The sequence below is a fragment of the Paenarthrobacter sp. CAP02 genome (assembly GCF_040137855.1).
GTDB lineage: Bacteria > Actinomycetota > Actinomycetes > Actinomycetales > Micrococcaceae > Arthrobacter.
In genome coordinates this window covers 238,380-255,720 of sequence record NZ_JBEEII010000002.1, presented here as the reverse complement: position 1 = coordinate 255,720, position 17,341 = coordinate 238,380, and the positions used below count along the sequence as shown (strand labels likewise).

The 17,341-nt window shown below is 63.4% G+C and carries 17 protein-coding genes; 5 read left to right on the top strand and 12 right to left on the bottom strand.

Translation table 11 applies throughout. The features are described from left to right. Window positions 1-41 precede the first annotated feature (41 nt). The gene (gene phoH2, locus ABHM97_RS04025) at window positions 42-1,436 is read left to right on the top strand and encodes an RNA 5'-3' helicase PhoH2 (protein ID WP_257368683.1); all 1,395 of its coding nucleotides are present in this window, start codon (window positions 42-44) and stop codon (window positions 1,434-1,436) included. 165 nt (window positions 1,437-1,601) lie between these two features. Here phoH2 and ABHM97_RS04020 read toward each other — a convergent pair whose 3' ends face one another. Together ABHM97_RS04020 and ABHM97_RS04015 are read right to left on the bottom strand one after the other, a co-directional pair. Beyond that, window positions 1,602-2,246, bottom strand: a complete 645-nt coding sequence (locus ABHM97_RS04020) for a GNAT family N-acetyltransferase (RefSeq protein ID WP_349469691.1) — start codon at window positions 2,244-2,246, stop codon at window positions 1,602-1,604. A 49-nt stretch (window positions 2,247-2,295) separates the two neighbouring features. Then, window positions 2,296-3,057: a hypothetical protein gene (locus ABHM97_RS04015; protein WP_349469690.1), complete on the bottom strand. Its 762-nt coding sequence runs from the start codon at window positions 3,055-3,057 to the stop codon at window positions 2,296-2,298. A 62-nt stretch (window positions 3,058-3,119) separates the two neighbouring features. Between ABHM97_RS04015 and ABHM97_RS04010 the strand changes: the two genes are divergently transcribed. Together ABHM97_RS04010 and ABHM97_RS04005 are read left to right on the top strand one after the other, a co-directional pair. Next, a complete protein-coding gene (locus ABHM97_RS04010) occupies window positions 3,120-3,665 on the top strand; it encodes a prepilin peptidase (protein WP_349469689.1) in 546 nt (181 codons plus the stop codon). Window positions 3,666-3,741: 76 nt separating this feature from the next. After that, window positions 3,742-4,227, top strand: coding sequence for an NUDIX hydrolase (locus tag ABHM97_RS04005; protein ID WP_349469687.1), 486 nt, complete (start codon window positions 3,742-3,744; stop codon window positions 4,225-4,227). Here ABHM97_RS04005 and ABHM97_RS04000 read toward each other — a convergent pair. The 5 genes from ABHM97_RS04000 to ABHM97_RS03980 form a co-directional block, all read right to left on the bottom strand. After that, complete coding sequence (locus ABHM97_RS04000; RefSeq protein WP_349469686.1) at window positions 4,221-5,897, bottom strand: MDR family MFS transporter; 1,677 nt, start codon at window positions 5,895-5,897, stop codon at window positions 4,221-4,223. The two genes, ABHM97_RS04005 and ABHM97_RS04000, sit on opposite strands and share 7 nt — an antisense overlap. Beyond that, window positions 5,894-6,580 carry a TetR/AcrR family transcriptional regulator gene (locus ABHM97_RS03995; protein ID WP_349469684.1) on the bottom strand — a complete coding sequence of 229 codons (687 nt, stop codon included), beginning with the start codon at window positions 6,578-6,580 and terminating at the stop codon, window positions 5,894-5,896. Before ABHM97_RS03995 ends, ABHM97_RS04000 begins: the two co-directional genes overlap by 4 nt. 154 nt (window positions 6,581-6,734) lie before the next feature. Continuing rightward, on the bottom strand, window positions 6,735-8,162 hold the full coding sequence (locus tag ABHM97_RS03990) for a class II fumarate hydratase (RefSeq protein ID WP_211713145.1): 1,428 nt from the start codon (window positions 8,160-8,162) through the stop codon (window positions 6,735-6,737). Window positions 8,163-8,249: 87 nt separating this feature from the next. Next, window positions 8,250-8,864 (bottom strand): carbonic anhydrase, encoded by a 615-nt coding sequence (locus ABHM97_RS03985; protein WP_235519330.1) that lies wholly within the window; start codon window positions 8,862-8,864, stop codon window positions 8,250-8,252. A gap of 62 nt (window positions 8,865-8,926) precedes the next feature. After that, window positions 8,927-9,604, bottom strand: a complete 678-nt coding sequence (locus tag ABHM97_RS03980) for a DUF4245 domain-containing protein (RefSeq protein WP_349469683.1) — start codon at window positions 9,602-9,604, stop codon at window positions 8,927-8,929. Window positions 9,605-9,804: 200 nt separating this feature from the next. Between ABHM97_RS03980 and glpX the strand changes: the two genes are divergently transcribed. After that, a complete protein-coding gene (gene glpX / locus ABHM97_RS03975) occupies window positions 9,805-10,827 on the top strand; it encodes a class II fructose-bisphosphatase (protein ID WP_235519334.1) in 1,023 nt (340 codons plus the stop codon). Between the two features lie 147 nt (window positions 10,828-10,974). Here glpX and ABHM97_RS03970 read toward each other — a convergent pair whose 3' ends face one another. The 5 genes from ABHM97_RS03970 to ABHM97_RS03950 are packed head-to-tail and all read right to left on the bottom strand — an operon-like array spanning window position 10,975 to window position 16,600. Further along, entirely contained in the window at window positions 10,975-11,910 is a 936-nt protein-coding gene (locus ABHM97_RS03970) for a lipid II:glycine glycyltransferase FemX (protein ID WP_349469682.1), read from the bottom strand. Between the two features lie 3 nt (window positions 11,911-11,913). Continuing rightward, complete coding sequence (manA, locus tag ABHM97_RS03965; protein ID WP_349469680.1) at window positions 11,914-13,164, bottom strand: mannose-6-phosphate isomerase, class I; 1,251 nt, start codon at window positions 13,162-13,164, stop codon at window positions 11,914-11,916. A gap of 54 nt (window positions 13,165-13,218) precedes the next feature. Beyond that, entirely contained in the window at window positions 13,219-14,841 is a 1,623-nt protein-coding gene (locus ABHM97_RS03960; RefSeq protein WP_349469679.1) for an LCP family protein, read from the bottom strand. Between the two features lie 11 nt (window positions 14,842-14,852). Further along, entirely contained in the window at window positions 14,853-15,416 is a 564-nt protein-coding gene (purE, locus tag ABHM97_RS03955) for a 5-(carboxyamino)imidazole ribonucleotide mutase (RefSeq protein ID WP_235519347.1), read from the bottom strand. Beyond that, complete coding sequence (locus ABHM97_RS03950; protein WP_257368664.1) at window positions 15,413-16,600, bottom strand: 5-(carboxyamino)imidazole ribonucleotide synthase; 1,188 nt, start codon at window positions 16,598-16,600, stop codon at window positions 15,413-15,415. Before ABHM97_RS03950 ends, purE begins: the two co-directional genes overlap by 4 nt. 179 nt (window positions 16,601-16,779) lie before the next feature. Here ABHM97_RS03950 and ABHM97_RS03945 point away from each other — a divergent pair, with 179 nt between their 5' ends. After that, window positions 16,780-17,337, top strand: coding sequence for a GtrA family protein (locus ABHM97_RS03945; protein ID WP_349469678.1), 558 nt, complete (start codon window positions 16,780-16,782; stop codon window positions 17,335-17,337). Window positions 17,338-17,341 lie beyond the last annotated feature (4 nt).

Genomic DNA, 17,341 nt, shown 5'->3' with positions numbered 1-17,341 from the left:
TTCACCATTAGGCCGGGCGACCGCCCGGGGCTGGAGTCGATGTGGCTATTTCTGAGCAACTGCCCGCAATGGTTTCCGACGGGGAAAGTGCAGCTACCTCTCGCGCCAAGCGCGTCCCACAAAAAGCGCAGACCGTCACGTCCGCCACAGGCCGCAGCTACGTGATCGACACGTCAGTCCTGCTTTCGGACCCACACGCGTTATTGCGCTTCGCTGAACACGAAGTCATCGTCCCGATTGTTGTCATCAGCGAACTCGAAGGCAAACGCCACGATCCCGAACTGGGCTACTTCGCCCGGAAAGCGCTCAGGCTCCTGGACGACCTCCGGATCGAACACGGCGGTTTGGACCACCCCATTCCGATCGGGTCCGACGGCGGAATCCTCCGGGTGGAAATGAACCACATCTCCCCGGACGTCCTGCCGGCAGGGTTCCGCGGGGGAGACAACGACAGCCGCATCCTGGCGGTGGCGAAGAACCTGGCCAACGAAGGCCACAACGTCACGGTTGTCTCCAAGGACCTGCCCATGCGCGTCAAAGCATCTGCCATGGGCCTGAATGCCGACGAGTACCGCAACGAGCTGGTCAAAGATTCCGGCTGGACTGGCATGGCCGAGGTGGAAGCCAACGACGACGAAATCACCACGCTCTACGGACACGAGCCCGTCTTCATCCCTGCCGCGGCCGAACTCCCGGTCAACACCGGGTTGGTCCTGCTCTCCAACCGCGGCTCCGCCCTTGGCCGCGTGGGGGCCGACAAGCAGGTCCGCCTGGTCAAGGGCGACCGCGACGTCTTTGGACTCCACGGTCGCTCAGCCGAACAACGGCTTGCCATCGACATGCTCATGGACCCATCGGTGGGCATCGTATCGATCGGTGGCCGGGCAGGCACTGGTAAGTCGGCCTTGGCGCTCTGTGCGGGCCTGGAAGCCGTCCTGGAACGCCGCGAGCACCGGAAGGTTGTAGTGTTCCGGCCCCTGTACGCGGTGGGCGGACAGGAACTGGGCTACCTCCCGGGCTCCGAGTCCGAAAAGATGAACCCCTGGGCGCAGGCTGTGTTCGACACCCTGGGTGCTCTGGTCAGCCAGGAAGTGGTGGAAGAAGTCATGGACCGGGGCATGCTCGAGGTCCTTCCCCTCACCCACATCCGCGGACGCTCACTGCACGACGCCTTCGTGATCGTCGACGAAGCCCAGTCCTTGGAGAAGAACGTCCTGCTCACCGTGATGAGCCGGATCGGCCAAAACTCCAAGATCGTCCTCACCCATGATGTGGCCCAGCGCGACAACCTCCGTGTCGGCAGGCACGACGGCGTTGCGGCCGTCGTCGAGACGCTCAAGGGTCATCCGTTGTTCGGCCACATCACGCTGACGCGCTCCGAACGCTCGCCGATTGCTGCGTTGGTGACGGAGTTGCTCGAAGGGGCTGAAATCTAAGCGTTCCTTGGTCTGGGCCGTGGTCCGGTTCGCCGGGCCACGGCCCTTCGCCGTCGCTTAGACACGGGCCATAGGGACGGTCTGCGGTCGCTGGGCGACCTGCGACGTCCGATGGCCCGCGATGCGCTCCTCTGCGAAGGACCGCGGCGCGGCTGGTGCCTCCCGTCAGAGGACCAAGTATGTTTTCAGAGCTTCGTGGCCTTGGACTTGCAGGGTCCAGTCCGGGCGTTTGAACGTGGTGGGGGTGAGCCTGACTTTTTGGACTTCCTCGACCTTCTCGCCCCAGGCATGGCGGAAGGTGCCGTTGGGTTCGTAGCCCAGGCTCGTCGAGACTCCCAAGGACTGCTTGTTCCAGACGGCGGCCTCGGACTCGGCGATCTCCGCGTTCAGGTAGTCAAAGGCATAACCCACGACGGCGGAACGCATCTCCTTGCCGAAGCCGCGGCCCTGCGCGGACTGCTTGAGCCACGAGCCTGTGCTGACTGTCCTCAGGGTGGCGAAGTCCTTGGCACCAAGGTCCTGGACGCCGAGGAACTCTTCCTCGTGCCAGACGGCGAGCAGCATGGTCCACGAATCCGGCGTGAAGTTGGCGCGGCACCGCCAGTACCACTGGGCCATATTGGGTGCCAGTTCGTCTTTCGGCAGTTCGGCCCACGGGGTGCTGAACGGGCTCTTGCCGGCCTCGTGGATACCGGAGCGGGCGGCAGCCACAGCGGAGGGGATATCCGCGTCCATAACGGCGCGCAGGGAGAGCCTCGGGGTGGTGAGGATGAGTCCGAACGGGGGCCAGATGTTTGCCAGCGATGTCATCGCCGTAGCTTAGCCCGTCGGCAATGCGTGGGCGAGTCAAGCGCTCGGATCAGGCGGCGGGGCCGATGTCCCAGGGAATGTGGCGCCTCACGTCGGTGAGGTTCATGGATTCCGCAAGGAAGAGATCGTCCAGCATGTACTCATCGACTCCCAGGATCCGGAGCCAGTGGCCCTTGCCGGATGTCTCCCCGTCGAGGCTCTGGCTGGCAACACAAACTCCCGTACCGACGTCGATCCTTAGCAGTGTCCGTCCAGGGTGGACCAGCGGCTCCTTGGGGTCCGAGGGGACGTAGGTCCGGCTGGGCGTCACGATCGTTTCCAGTGCCGGCCGGCCCTCATGGTCCACCTCCCGCGGCTCGTCCAGGAACACCCTGTTGGTATCGGGAAATTCGATCGGGACCGGAGCGTTACCGGCAAGTTCCACGGGGTCGAGCGCAGCGGCGAGCCGGCCATTGCCAAACGCAGGCTCGCCGTAGGCGGCCTCGGGGCGGCGCCGGACCAAACCGGCGTCGTCATACACCGGCGTGACAAGGTGCGGCGGGAGCAACCACGAACGGCGCGTAGCGCTGACGTAGAAGTCATCACGGGAATCGTTGATGCCTGTGGTGCTGTGCAGCAGTTGGCCGTCAGGAGTTTCAAGGCGGAGGGCACCCGGACGCCGAAGCCAGGCCCGGACCATGGTGGCCCCGGTCCCTGGCCGCTCGAGGTATTCGAAACGGAGGGTGGTCCACTTCCACGGCGAAGAACGGCAAAGATTCCGGAATGTGGAGGACAGATCAGAAGCCTGTCCGCCTGCACTGAATCGCCCCATATCCACAGTTTACCCAGCCGTCCACGCGGTCCGGGAAGCCAAAGCGGGATAGCATCACGAAGGTGATCCGACGACTCTCCGACCTCTGGGACGACAGCCCTCTGGCCTTCTGGCTGGCAGCAGTGGCATGCCTGTATTTTCTGGTGATCGCCGTTCGGCTCACGGTGATTGACGTCCGGAGCCACCTGCTGCCCAACCGCATCGTGTTCCCGTCCTACGCAGTGGCCGGGTTGCTCCTGCTGGGGGCAGCCCTCGCAGCATCCATTGCCGGCATCGACCCGCATCCCACAGGCGACCTTCTTGGAGCTCCTGGCCTCGGCGTACTTACCGGGGGAGTTGCGCTCTGGCTGTTCTACTTTGTGCTCCGGCTGATCCACCCGCCCGGGATGGGATTCGGGGACGTCAAACTCGCGGGGGTACTTGGCCTGTACCTGGGGTACCTGGGATGGGCGCACCTCTTTGCCGGAACGTTTGCGGCATTCGTGCTGGGTGGGCTGTGGAGCGTGGCCATCCTGTTGAGCCGGAAGGGAAACCTGCGCTCGGCTATTCCCTTCGGACCGTTCATGCTGGCTGGTGCCGCGGCCGCCATGGTGCTGTTGCCCGCCTAAGGCTAGCCTGTCAGCAAAGACAACGGGCCTTGATGACTAAAGAAGACTGAGACCTGCTGAGGAGGATGCTGGGACAATGGGTGCACCCGAGTTCGTGCTCAAACTAAGGGAAAAGATCGGCAACGATGCCCTCTGGCTTCCCGCCGTCCGCGGAGTGGTCTTCAACGATGATGGACAGGTGCTGCTGGGCCAACGTGCCGACAATGGCCACTGGGCGCTCATCACCGGCATGCTGGAGCCCGGGGAACACCCTGCACCCGGTTTGGTGCGGGAGATCTTCGAGGAAACGGCGGTAGTGGCACGGACCGAGCGAATCATCGGTGTAGGAGTCGTGGGGCCAATAACGTTCCCGAATGGCGATGCCTGCGACTTTTTGGACATCACGTTCCGCTGCAGGTACGTGTCGGGAGAAGCGCGGGTCAACGACGACGAATCCCTTGCCGTCGGCTGGTTCAGCCTGGACGAACTCCCCGAAATGAGCGCAGGGAACCTTGAAGCCATCAGGCTTGCCACGGAGCCCGAAGGCCCCGTGGCATACCAGCCGGAGGATGAGGGCTACTGACGCCCAGCGTCCGCGGTGGGACGATCGTCGTCGAGCTCTGTGGAAGCCGCCAGGCTGGCTTCGAGCTGCGCAGTCTCCAAGCGCTCCGCTTCAAGCCTCTCAGCCTCGGCGCCACCCACGGCCTCTCCACGGGCCACCATTCCCGCGGTGTCAGAGAGGGGAATCTGCTTCAGTGTGATGGCCAGGAGCAGTGCGATGGCGATGAAGGGCACGAGGTACCAGAACACGGGGGCCAGGGAGTTCGCATAAGCGTTGACGATCGCGTCCCGCAGTTGCTCAGGCAGTTGTGCCAGAGCCTGCGGATCCAGGGTGCTGGTGGACTGGGACGCTTGTTCAGTTGACGCGCCTGCGCCCTTGAATGCGTCCGTCAGGGACTCTGCCAGGCGGTTGGTGAAGATCGAACCGAACACTGCAACACCCAGCGAGGCACCCACTTCACGGAAGTAGTTGTTGGTGCTGGTCGCGGTACCGATCTGGTCAGCCGGAACGGAGTTCTGCACCACCAGCACGATGACCTGCATGATGAGGCCCAGACCTGCACCGAAGATGAAGAGCTGGACGCAGATCACCCAGATAGGCGTGGCAGCGGTCAACGTGGTCAGCCACAACATGGCCGCAATGGTCAACGACGCACCCAGGATGGGGAACATCTTGTACTTGCCGGTCTTGGAAATGCGGATACCGGAGTATATGGAAGTGCCCATCAGGCCCACCATCATGGGCAGCATCAGCAGGCCGGATTCGGCAGCGGACGTCCCGGAGGACATCTGCAGGAAGGTGGGCACGAAGGCGATTGCCGCGAACATGCCCAGGCCCAAGGTGAATCCGATGGCCGTTGCATTGATGAAGATGGGGTTCTTGAAGAGGCTGAGCGGAATGATCGGGTCCGCCGCGCGGCGTTCAGTCATCACGAAAGCCACTGCTGCCAGGACCATGCCCGCGCCGAAAGCCCAGGTGAGCGGGGAATCCCAGCCTTCATCCTTCTTGCCGCCAAAGTCGGTGAAGAAGATCAGGCAGGTGGTGGCGGCGGAAAGGAAGACGACGCCGAGGATGTCGATCTTCTTTTCGGCCTTCTTGTTGGGCAGCGTCAGGGTAAACCAGGCGGTGATGAAGGCGGCGATGCCAATGGGGATGTTGATGTAGAAGGCCCATTCCCAGGTGAGGTGGTCCACGAAGAAGCCGCCCAGGAGGGGGCCTGCAACGGCGGAGAGGCCGAAGATCGCGCCCAGGGGTCCCATGTACTTTCCGCGTTCCTTGGCAGGAACAATGTCAGCGATGATGGCCTGCGACAGGATCATCAGACCGCCGCCGCCCAATCCCTGAATGGCGCGGAAGATCACGAAGCCCCAGAAATCCGTGGCGAACGCACAGCCCACGGAAGCCAGGGTGAACAGGGCGATCGCAACCAGAAATAGGTTTCGGCGCCCAAGGATGTCACCGAACTTGCCGTAAATGGGCATCACGATGGTGGTCGCCAGCAGGTAGGCGGTGGTGATCCAGGCCTGGTGTTCCACGCCGCCCAGCTTGCCCACGATGGTGGGCATGGCAGTGGAGACGATGGTCTGGTCCAGGCTGGACAAGAGCATGCCGGCAATCAGTGCGGAGAAGATGATCCAGATGCGTTTCTGGGTCAGCAGCAGTGGCTCTGCCGCTTTGGATAAGGTGCTCATGCGGGGTCCTTTGAGGTTTCAAGGGGGTTGGGTCCCAGTTGGTGGCTCGTGGCCAGCGGCTGGGCAAAGAGTTTGCGTGCGGCGTTGAGGTTCTGTTCGAGGATCGCGCGGTACGGGCGGCTGTTGTCCTCCGAGAAGAACTGCTGGGCTGTCTTCTTCGAGACGGCCCCAAACAGGACGGTGGCCGTCATGACCTCGGGATGATCGGGTTCCAGTCCTTCACGGGCGGCAACGAGCGCGGCGAATTGGCGCTCGCGGGCTTCCCCTTCAAGAGTGAGCCGGGCCAGGAGCTGGGGCTCGGCCGTGATGGCTGCGATGAACTGTTGAACCTCGGTGCGGCTGATGGATGAACGCTCCATCAAGGTCACGGTGAGGACATGCAGCGCAGCGAGGAGCGTTCCGGAAATGCTGTCCGACGTGCGGGAAGAATTCCGGTTGAACGCCTCCAGCGCATCCGTCGGCAGCTCGTCCGAAAACGAACCGATCACAGCGTCTTCCTTGGAATGGAAGTAGTTGAAGAACGTCCGGCGCGAAATACCGGCCGCTTCGCAGACCTCTTCGACCGTAAAACCGTTGAGGCCATGCTCGGCGGTCAAGGAACGTGCGACGGCGGTGATCGCCGTTCGCGTGGCAGCCCGCTTACGCTCGCGGAGGCCGCCGTCGATATTTGCACTATTGCTCACAAAGTAAAGTTTTGCACTCTTGTGTCAAGAGTGCAAAATCTTTTTCCTGTGTCATCTCCCACACGAGGTTAAACTTCCGGGGACGACGACGGCCGGCACCCTTCGTGCGGAAGGGTACCGGCCGTCGTCGTACTTCAGGTGGTGAACCGGAAGGCTATGCCTTGTGGGCGGGGGACGTCATGGTGGTGACGTCCAGGGCCTTGTCGAGGTCAGCCTCGGAGACCTTGCCTTCACCCTCGCCAACGAAGCCGAGCTTCTCGGTTGCCTGGCGGATGGTCAGGCCTTCCTTGACGGCGATCTTGGCGATCTTGGCGGCGTTCTCGTAGCCGATGTACTTGTTCAGCGGCGTCACGATGGACGGGGAAGCCTCAGCGAGGAAGCGGGCGCGCTCCACATTGGCGGTAATGCCGTCGATCATCTTGTCAGCCATGACGCGGCTGGTGTTGGCCAGCAGGCGGATGGACTCGAGCAGGTTGGCGGCCATAACGGGGATACCGACGTTCAGCTCGAAGGCACCGTTGGTGCCGGACCAGGCGATGGCGGTGTCGTTGCCGATGACCTGGGCGCACACCATGATGGAAGCTTCGCAGATGACCGGGTTGACCTTGCCCGGCATGATGGACGAGCCCGGCTGGAGGTCCGGGATGGCGATTTCGCCGAGACCCGTGTTGGGGCCAGAGCCCATCCAGCGGAGGTCGTTGTTGATCTTCATGAAGGAGATCGCGATGTTGCGCAGCTGGCTGGAGCCCTCGATCAGGCCGTCGCGGTTTGCCTGGGCTTCGAAGTGGTCGCGTGCCTCGGTCAGCGGAAGGCCGGTGTCTGCCGCCAGGAGTTCGATGACGCGCTCCGGGAAGCCGGCCGGGGTGTTGATCCCGGTGCCCACGGCGGTGCCGCCCAGGGGAACCTCGGCAACCCGGGGGAGTGCGGCGTTGATGCGCTCAATGCCGTAGCGGACCTGCGCGGCGTAGCCACCGAATTCCTGGCCCAGCATGACCGGCGTTGCATCCATGAGGTGGGTGCGGCCGGACTTGACGACGTCCTTGAACTCAACAGCCTTGCGGTCCAGGGATGCTGCCAGGTACTCCAGCGCCGGGATCAGGTCATTGATCAGGGCCGAGGTGGCGGCAACGTGGACCGAGGTCGGGAAGACGTCGTTGGAGGACTGCGAAGCGTTCACGTGGTCGTTCGGGTGGACAACTTTGTCACTCCCGGCTGCTGCCAGCGCACGCGAAGCGAGCTCGGCGATGACCTCGTTGGTGTTCATGTTGGAGGAGGTACCCGAACCGGTCTGGAAGACGTCGATCGGGAAGTCGCCGTCGTACTTGCCGGATGCAACCTCATCGGCAGCTGCGGCGATGGCCTCGGCGAGCTCACCATCGAGCACCCCCAGTTCGGCGTTTGCCAGTGCGGCCGCCTTCTTGACGCGGGCGAGGGCTTCGATGTGGGTGCGCTCAAGCGTCTTGCCGGAGATCGGGAAGTTCTCCACAGCACGCTGCGTCTGGGCGCGGTACAGGGCGTTCACGGGGACGCGAACTTCGCCCATCGTGTCATGTTCAATACGGAACTCAGTGGTGGAAGTCATGGGGCTAGCTTATGGCGATTGGCCGCCTCACTGAAAACCCGGGGGACAGTGCTACGTGCCCCGGCCGCATGGCCGGGGCACGTCCAACTACAGCTCGCCGATGGCGGAAACAAGGGCCGCCTGGCCCTCGTCGAGCTTGTACGAAAGGCCGATGACGGCAACACGACCATCCTCAATGGCGTCCGAAATCACACGCGAGCTGTCCGCCAGTCGCTCGGCAGTCTGCTTGACGTGTTCCACCACCATGTCGTTGACGTCTTCCTGGCCGTTGCGCTTGGCCGTGAGCACCGAGGGGGTGATGCGCTCCACGAGGTCCCGGATGAAGCCCGGCGGCATCTCGCCTGTTTCCACCGCGCTCTTGGTGGCCGTGACAGCTCCGCAGCTGTCGTGGCCCAGGATGGCGATCAGGGGAACCTTGAGTTCGCTGATGCTGTACTCGAGGGAACCCAGGACGGCATCGTCAATCACCTGCCCGGCCGTGCGGACCACGAAGGCATCGCCAAGGCCGAGGTCGAAAATGATTTCGGCCGCAAGCCGGGAATCCGCGCAGCCAAAAATGACAGCAAAAGGATTCTGGCCCTCAAGGAGTGAGGAGCGACGCGAGGCATCCTGGTTGGGATGGCGCGATTCGCCCGATACAAAGCGTTCATTGCCCTCGCGAAGGCGTTGCCAAGCCAGGGCTGGAGTCAGTTTAGTAGGCACCTTATTACCTTACGATGCAGGTGCGGCGCCCTGTGAAACTATTGCGCAGTTGGGCGTTGATCCTACGGCTTGGCTGACGCGGTGGGAGCCGGGGCCTGGTCGGCGGACTTAACGACGGCGGCTGCCAGCGTTGCGAACTCGTCAAGGCTGGCTGTGCCGCTCAGGATCAGCGTGGTGCCGCGGTATTCCAGCACCATACTGCGCTTGTCCTTCCCGGAGTCCCGCAGTTCCCAGTCCTGGCCGCCTGCGTTGCGTGTACCGGTGACCGGCAGGTTGCCCGTCTGCTGCAAAATCCAGGTGGGGTTGGCCTGTTTGGTCTGGGTGAGGCCGATGAAAGCCTCCTTGGGAGTCAGGTAGCCCACTTCCCAAGTGGGTACTCCGCTGCCCGTCCCGGACTCCCACCTGGCGTAGTTGGGAGTGAATGTGTCGCCGGTATCCGGGGTAACCGGTGTGAATCCCGCCACATCCGTGGCGTTCCTCGCAATGGATGCCACGTCCACAGGCGGCCTGAAGCCTTCGCCTTTCGGTGCCGGGTTCATCAAGACGATCGGAAGGAATGCCAGGACGCAGACCAGCAGCGCAATGACCATACCGATGACCGAAGCGTTGGCCCGCTTGGCAGCTTTCGCCGCGATGACGGGTTTGTACGGTGCATCCGGGGCGGTCTGGTCCTGGGTTTGGTTGGCCTCTGCAGCATCGGAAGGGTTGTCCGCTGCGGGCTTGTCCTGCGTTTCACTCACCACTCAATGATCCCTTATCGGAGCAGGGAACACACATCCGGGCGCCTCACCACCGTTATTGCGGTCGGTGGTCATCCAACGACCCCAAGTGGATGCGGCGACTATGATCGTTGGTAGAGGAACCCCGGGTTGCCCCGTGCAACCATGTCCGGTCCCGTGAATCGTCACTCGAAGAAGAGGTTCAAGTGTCTCCTGCACCAATGACCCAGCAGTATTCCACGATTTCGCCGTCGCTCGCCGTCGGCATCGACGAACCCGACCGCAACCTTGCGCTTGAACTCGTCCGTGTCACCGAAGCCGCGGCAATTGCCGGTGGCCACTGGGTAGGTTTCGGCGACAAGAACAAGGCAGACGGCGCGGCCGTCGATGCGATGCGTTCGTTCCTTCACACCGTCCACTTCAATGGCGTCGTGGTGATTGGTGAAGGCGAAAAAGATGAAGCCCCCATGCTGTTCAACGGCGAACAGGTTGGTGACGGCACCGGCCCCGAGTGCGACGTCGCCGTGGACCCCATCGACGGAACCCGCCTCACCGCCCTGGGCATCAACAACGCCCTGGCAGTGCTGGCAGTTGCCGAGCGCGGATCCATGTTCGACCCCTCCGCCGTGTTCTACATGGAGAAGCTCGTCACCGGCCCTGAAGCTGCAGACATGGTTGACCTCCGCCTGCCCGTCAAGCAGAACCTGCACCTGATCGCCAAGGCCAAGGGCGTGAAGGTCAACCAGCTCAACGTCATGATCCTGGACCGTGACCGGCACCGTCCGCTCGTGGAGGAAATCCGCGAAGCGGGCGCGCGCACCAAGTTCATCATGGACGGCGATGTCGCCGGTGCCATCGCCGCAGCCCGTTCCGGGACCGGCGTAGATGCCCTCATGGGTATCGGCGGAACTCCGGAAGGCATCGTTGCCGCCTGTGCCATCAAGTCACTCGGCGGCGTCATCCAGGGCCGCCTGTGGCCGACGTCGGACGACGAGAAGCAGAAGGCCATCGACGCCGGGCACGACCTCGACCGCGTCCTGTCCACCAATGACCTCGTCACCTCGGACAACTGCTACTTCGCAGCGACCGGCATCACCGACGGCGACCTCCTCCACGGTGTGCGCTACCAGAAGGACCGGGTCCTCACGCAGTCCATCGTGATGCGCTCCAAGTCCGGGACCGTGCGCTTCGTCGACGCCGAGCACCACGCATCCAAGTGGGAGACGTACGCACGTAAGGCGTAATCCCCTCACCTAACAGAAGGACGGCGAGCATCGCTCGGCGGCTATCTCCTCGTTCCTCGTCGATTTGATGCCGCTGTCGCGATACTCGCCGTCCTTCTTTGTGTCAGGCGCAGATTACGGCTGGCGCGCGTTTTTGTGGGAACGGGTTCAGCGGAGTTTGTCGCGGAGCTTCCTGGCCAGTTGGTAGGCGCTGTAGCGGAGTTTGTTCACCGGGAGGTCCCAGGTTCCGGGGTAGGAGACTTCGCGGCCTCCGAAGGATTTCTTGAAGGACGTGAAGCCGGCCCATTTGTGGTCCGGCTGGTCCTCCGGTGCCACGCCCCACAGGTCCACGTGCTTGAGGCCCTTTTCCTTGGCGTCGGCCATCAAAGTGACCAGAAGCGGGATCCCTGCGCTGAGTTTGCGGTGGGTGTCGTCCAAGGCAGCGTGGGCGTACACGCGGGTGTCCGACGAATCGTACGCGAAAGCAGCAGCGATCGGCTCTCCCTCCAACTCCGCAATGAACAGCGTTCCGGCGCCGGCGGGGAGCAAAGAAGCTGCCACCTGGGTGAGGTACTCATCGCTTTGGGGCTTGAAGCCGTTGCGGGCTGCGGTCAGGTGGAGGAAGTGCAATAGCACCGAAATGTCGGCGGGATCCTGGGAGGCCCGGAAGGTGACGCCCTTCTTGTGGATGTTCCGGTACAGGTTCCGGTTGGTCGGCTTCATCCCGGCCAGGACATCCTTGAAGTCACCCTCGAGGTCCACAATCCAACTCAGCTCGGGCTGCTGGTTGACCGGAGCGGGCCGCAAGCCGCGTGCGCGGAGGAGGGGACCGGCGTCGGACGCTGTGAAACCGGCGGCAGCGGGCTCCATCCGCACGAAGACCGCACGTTCCCTCTTGGCCAGGGCCACCAGGGCTTCCGTTGCGGCATCGAAAGCTTCCACCGACTCAGCGACCGGACCGTACGGGGAGTAGATGACTTTGCCCGCGGGGTTCTTCTCCTCGATGGCGAGGAAGCTCCAGCCCGGGCCGGACTGTTCATGGACGCGACGGCCCAAGGCACGCTGGACGTCGGCCCACGCTGGGGTTTGCAGGAAAAACTCCATGGATCAGTTCCCCAGCCCTGTGGTAACGGCGAAGGCAACACTGGTTTCCGTGGCACCCTGGATCGGGTGGACGTTCACGGGCGCCTCAATGTCCGGAATGAAGGCCGCGCCACCGCGCTGGAGCTGCAGATCGCTCTTGGGGGAATCCAGCAGTACCTCACCAGAGACCACCACGACGACGGCGGGCCCGGTCTGCGCCAGCGGCACCGGTTCTGATCCGGGAGCAAGTTCAATGCGCTGCAACTGGAACTCCGTGAAGGGCGGGCGATAGAGTTCCTGCCCGAATTCGGTGCCGCTCGCCTCGACACGGGGAACCCCCAAGGCCTCGAAGCGGACGGTCTTCAGCAGTTCCGGGACATCGACGTGCTTGGGTGTCAGTCCGCCACGCAACACATTGTCCGAGGACGCCATCACTTCCACGCCCAGGCCATGGAGGTAGGCGTGGACGTTGCCGGCGGGCAGGTAGACCACTTCGCCGGGCTCCAGCGAAACGAGGTTCAGGAGGAGCGAAATGAGCACTCCAGGATCCCCGGGGAAGGCTTCGTTGATGTCCAGGAGCGCACCCAGCACGTCCTCATGGGGTTCCTTGGGCGCTCCGGAGCGGAGGACAGCTTCGACCTCGACAACGGCCTCCGAGACCTTCCGGCCACCCTCAATCAAGCGGGTAAAGGCTGCCTTCAGTGCCGCCGGTTCCTCGGACTGCCCCAGGTCGGCGATGACACCGGTGATGATGTCCGGGACATCCATGGCCGCGGAGTCCATGCACGCCGCAAGGTGCTCGAAAACCTGTCGTGCGGAGGCAGCGGACCTGAATCCGCACAACGCCCGGAACGGAGTCAACGCAAAGATCAGCTCCGGCTTGTGGTTGTCGTCCCGGTAGTTCCGTTCAGCGGAATCGGCAGGCAGCCCGGCCGCGTTCTCACGCGCAAAGCCCTCACGTGCTTGCTCAAGGCTGGGGTGCACCTGGAGGGACAGCGGTTGCTCGGCGGCCAGGATTTTGGTCAGGAACGGAAGCCGCGGCCCGAACGCTTCGAGGCTTTCACTCCCGAGGAAATGCCGGGGATTGGAGGCAATCAAAGCATCCAGCGGCTCGGTCACACCGTTGGGGTGTATCGCCGTCGAGGGAGAATCCGGGTGCGCCCCAATCCACAGTTCCGCTTCCGGCCCTCCCGAGGCCGGCCGACCCAACAAGTCTGCGATCGCCGTCGTAGACCCCCAGACGTAGGGCCGCAAAACATTCTCAATCTGGTACACGGAAGAAGGTCCTTATCGTTGCGCTGGACGTGGTGGGTTGAACGACAGCCGGGCTTAGAGCGGTGCGCATTGCCCGTTGGTGGCCACGAGGTCGCGGATACCTTGCTCATCGCCCTGGGCCTTGAGGCCGTTCAACAACTCAATGGTGATGGGCGTGCCGTCCGGAGTGGTGGTCACCGGGGTGAAATCCGCCGACGGCGACGGCAGTTGGCTTGCCGGGAGGCGCGCCGGTACCGGGCCCGCGGCGGCGGCACCGGCAGGCGTGCCGGTGGGGGAGACGACGGCGTCATCCGCTTTGGGGCTGTTGGAGGACTTCAGGAGTTCCTGGACCTTGGAGTGGATCAGGTCAAAGTCGGGAACGGTGGAGAACGACGCATCGAAGTCCGGAGGTCCGATGGTCAGCCGTTTGACAGGCTGGTTCTTGGACTTCAGGGCAAGATCGACAAAGCTGCCGAGCTGGTTTGAAGAAATGTTCGAGTCCACCACTTTGGTGCCGGCGTTGGCGATGTCCTCGAACTTGGTCAGCAGGGTTGCAGGATCCAGTTGCTTGAGCATGGCTTGCTGCACGCACTGTTGGCGTGCGATCCGGGCGTAGTCGTCCACGAATTCGCGGGACCGTCCGTACCACAGGGCATGGAAGCCGTCCAGGTGCTGGTCACCGGCCGGGATCCAGCCGTCGGGCATGCCGTGGATACCGTGGGCCTCGTCAGTGACAGGGCCGCTGATAGGTACCCAGCCCCCGGCCTTGATGCGGATTCCGCCCATGGCGTCGATGAGTTTTGCGAAGCCGTCCATGTCCACCAGGACGTAGGCCTGCACCGTGATCCCCAAGGTTCCGGAAACGGCCTCAAGGGTGGCTTGTGCACCTGGGTCGGATACGCCCGGGTACAGGTTCTGGTAGTTGTTGGTGACCTCGGTGTTGACGGCGTTGATGAGGCATTCATCGCCGCAGTTGTAGCCGTCGGGGTAGATCTTGCGCATGGGCGAGCCCTCGCTGAACTGCGCATTCTGGAGGTTTCGGGGGACCGAGATGATGGCGCTTTCGCCCGTCTTCGCGTCGACACTGATGACCGAGAGGCTGTCCGGGCGACGGCCCGTCCGGTCATCGCCGGCGTCCCCGCCCATCATCAGGAAGTTGTAGCGCCCGTCCACGGGATCGATGGCGGGACCGGCGTCGAAGATGCTGCCGATCGCATTGCGGCTCACGTTCAGGACGTACGCGATGTAACCCAGGGAGCCACTGGCCACCACCGTGGATACGACCAGCACGACGGCGATGATGGGCCGCATCCCCGGCGCCAGGAGGTTGGGCCTGATGATCCTCAACGTGTTGAGGAACAGATAGGCCCAACCCAGCGCCAAGGCCACCAACACCACAATGACCAGCAGGGAACCAACAGGGTGCGTGGCGATGCTGAGCAGCAGGGTCCGGTTTACCAGGGCGATGACAAGGGTCAGCAGCGCCACGGCCCACACAGTCAGGGTGACGCGCAACGCCATGCGGCCCAGCTTGCGGTCGCCGGCAACGATCTGCGCGCTGCCGGGGATGAAGAGAGTCAGGAGTACCAGCACGAAGGCGCGTTTGGTCCGCACCGGAGCGCTGGCTCCGGCGGGGTAGCGGACAGGATCAGTCAGTGCGTTCCCCGGCTGATTCGGTGTCTTGTGCATGGTAGTCATCCGCTGCCTTCCTAGCGGATGCTCCGTGCGGAAGCGTTGGCAGGCGAGAAAACCTCTTCCACTTTGTGGCGCAGGTTTTCGCCCTTCTTGGTGGCAACGTCGTTCAGCTCCTGGGCGAAGGCCAGCAGGTCCGCGCGGAGCTTCGAGGCGAGCTCGTCCGTGCCCGATGCCAGCATGCGCACCGCAAGGAGTCCGGCGTTGCGGGCTCCAGCGATCGATACCGTGGCTACGGGAACGCCCGCAGGCATCTGCACGATGGACAGCAGGGAGTCCATGCCGTCGAGGGTTTTCAGGGGGACGGGCACGCCGATCACAGGCAGCGGCGTCACCGATGCCAGCATGCCGGGAAGGTGTGCAGCGCCACCAGCGCCGGCAATGATGACCCGGAGGCCGCGTTCGTGGGCCGTCTGCCCGTACCGGATCATCTCGGTCGGCATACGGTGCGCTGAGACGACGTCTGCCTCGAAGGGAATGCCGAATTCCGCAAGGGCGTCCGCGGCCGCCTCCATGACGGGCCAGTCCGAGTCGGAGCCCATGACGAGCCCTACCAGCGGGGCAGTTGTACCGGAGGTCATACGGTCTCCTCAAGAGTGGTCTGTTCGGGCTTGCGGCCGTCACGGATGATGTTTGCCACGGCCGTGGCACGCTCGCGGACGGAGTCGACGTCGGAGGTCGACGTGCCGACCAGGTTCACATGCCCGATCTTCCGGCCGGGCCGGACGGACTTGCCATACGAGTGGACCTTGGCGGCAGGCTCGTAGGCGAGGGCCATGGGGAAGGCGTTGAAGAGATCCTGGTTGTCGCCGCCCAGGAAGTTCTTCATGACCGTGACGGGGGCCAAGGCATCCGTGGCGCCGAGGGGAAGATCCAGGACAGCCCGGAGGTGCTGTTCGAACTGGCTGGTGATGGATCCATCTTGCGTCCAGTGCCCGGTGTTGTGGGGGCGCATGGCCAGTTCGTTGATCAGGAAGCCTGCCCCGACGCCGGGCGTTTCAAACAATTCGGCTGCCATGACGCCGGTGACGCCGAGCTCGTTGGCTATGCGGAGGGCAGCTTCCTCTGCGGCGGCAGCCACCTCAAGGGAAATGTTCTGGGCCGGTGCGATCACTTCATCGCAGACGCCATCCACCTGGATGGTGTGCACCACGGGCCACGCCCGGGACTCGCCGCTGGGGGTGCGGGCCACCAGGGCTGAGAGTTCGCGGCTGAACTCCACCTTGGCTTCGGCCAGCAGCGGGCTCATGGCCTGGAACCAGTCGCCGGTCTCCTGCGCTTCGTCCGCGGAGTCGATGATCCTGACGCCCTTGCCGTCGTATCCGCCCCTCGGCGTTTTCAGCACCACGGGCCAACCGATGCGGTCGCCGAAGGCTACCAATTCGTCAACCGTGTGCACGGCGGACCACTCGGGGTTGGGCAGTCCAAGCCGATCGATGGCGGCCCGCATGACCAGCTTGTCCTGGGCGTTCACCAGGGCATCCGGCCCGGGCTGGACATTCACGCCGGCATCCAGCAGCGCCTGGAGGTGCCCGGTAGGAACGTGTTCGTGGTCAAAGGTCAGCACGTCCACGCCCCGGGAGAACTCGAGGAGAGTGTCCAGGTCCTTGTAGTCGCCGACCGGGGCCGAGGCCACCGCGGCAACGGCGGAAACGTCCTCGGCTTCAGCCAAAACGCGGAGTTCGAAGCCCAGTGCGGTAGCGGGCGGAGCCATCATTCGTGCGAGTTGGCCGCCGCCAACAACGCCAATTACTGGAAAAGTCACAATGTTCAGCCTACCGAACAGGCGGCGCGATCACTGATTCTGGCGCTCTATTGCCTGCTTTTTGGTGGCGCGTACTGTCTTCTATGGGTGTTCTCACAGGCTGTTCCCGGGCACCGCCGCCAAATCGGCGCTAAAATAAGTTTGGCCCATCGGCCCATCTTCAACGGCCATGGAGGGTCATGATCACCACACTTGCAGATCGCATCCGCGGACTTGCCTCGCTTTTCTGGCGCGAGGTAGCCAAGTTCGGCGCCGTCGGCGGTGTTGCCTTCGTCATTGACTCGGCCGTCTTCATCTGGCTCTTTTCGGGCCCTATGCACGGCAGCGAGGTGTGGGCCAAGGCTCTCGCGACCATTGTTGCAAGTGTGTTCTCCTGGGTAGCCAACCGCTTCTGGACTTTCCGCCACCGCAAGCAGGCCAATGTTGTCCGCGAAGCCGTATTGTTCGCCGTCATGAACATCGTTGGGCTCTTGATCGCTTCAGGATGCGTGTGGTTCGCCAAGTACATCCTGGACCTGAACGACAAGCCGTCGCTGTTCATCGCCGGCAGCGTCGTGGGCCTCATCCTTGGCACCATCTTCCGCTTCTTCGCCTACCGCTTCTGGGTCTTCAACGAGGAACTGGATGCCGAGCCGGAGTTCTCGCACGACCACGAGATCATCGAAGGACACCCCAAGCCGAGGAACGGCGAGACCGCAAACCCTGCGACCGGCGAACTGCCCATCAAAAAAGCCTGACCGC

Bases quoted from the DNA above. Each gene is read 5' to 3' on its own strand.
- ABHM97_RS03945 (WP_349469678.1), top strand. From the start codon at position 16,780: ATGATCACCACACTTGCAGATCGCATCCGCGGACTTGCCTCGCTTTTC.
- ABHM97_RS04020 (WP_349469691.1), bottom strand. From the start codon at position 2,246: ATGACATCGCTGGCAAACATCTGGCCCCCGTTCGGACTCATCCTCACC.
- purE (WP_235519347.1), bottom strand. From the start codon at position 15,416: ATGACCTCCGGTACAACTGCCCCGCTGGTAGGGCTCGTCATGGGCTCC.
- ABHM97_RS04000 (WP_349469686.1), bottom strand. From the start codon at position 5,897: ATGAGCACCTTATCCAAAGCGGCAGAGCCACTGCTGCTGACCCAGAAA.
- ABHM97_RS03960 (WP_349469679.1), bottom strand. From the start codon at position 14,841: ATGACTACCATGCACAAGACACCGAATCAGCCGGGGAACGCACTGACT.
- glpX (WP_235519334.1), top strand. From the start codon at position 9,805: ATGACCCAGCAGTATTCCACGATTTCGCCGTCGCTCGCCGTCGGCATC.
- ABHM97_RS04005 (WP_349469687.1), top strand. From the start codon at position 3,742: ATGGGTGCACCCGAGTTCGTGCTCAAACTAAGGGAAAAGATCGGCAAC.
- ABHM97_RS03990 (WP_211713145.1), bottom strand. From the start codon at position 8,162: ATGACTTCCACCACTGAGTTCCGTATTGAACATGACACGATGGGCGAA.
- ABHM97_RS03970 (WP_349469682.1), bottom strand. From the start codon at position 11,910: ATGGAGTTTTTCCTGCAAACCCCAGCGTGGGCCGACGTCCAGCGTGCC.
- ABHM97_RS04015 (WP_349469690.1), bottom strand. From the start codon at position 3,057: ATGGGGCGATTCAGTGCAGGCGGACAGGCTTCTGATCTGTCCTCCACA.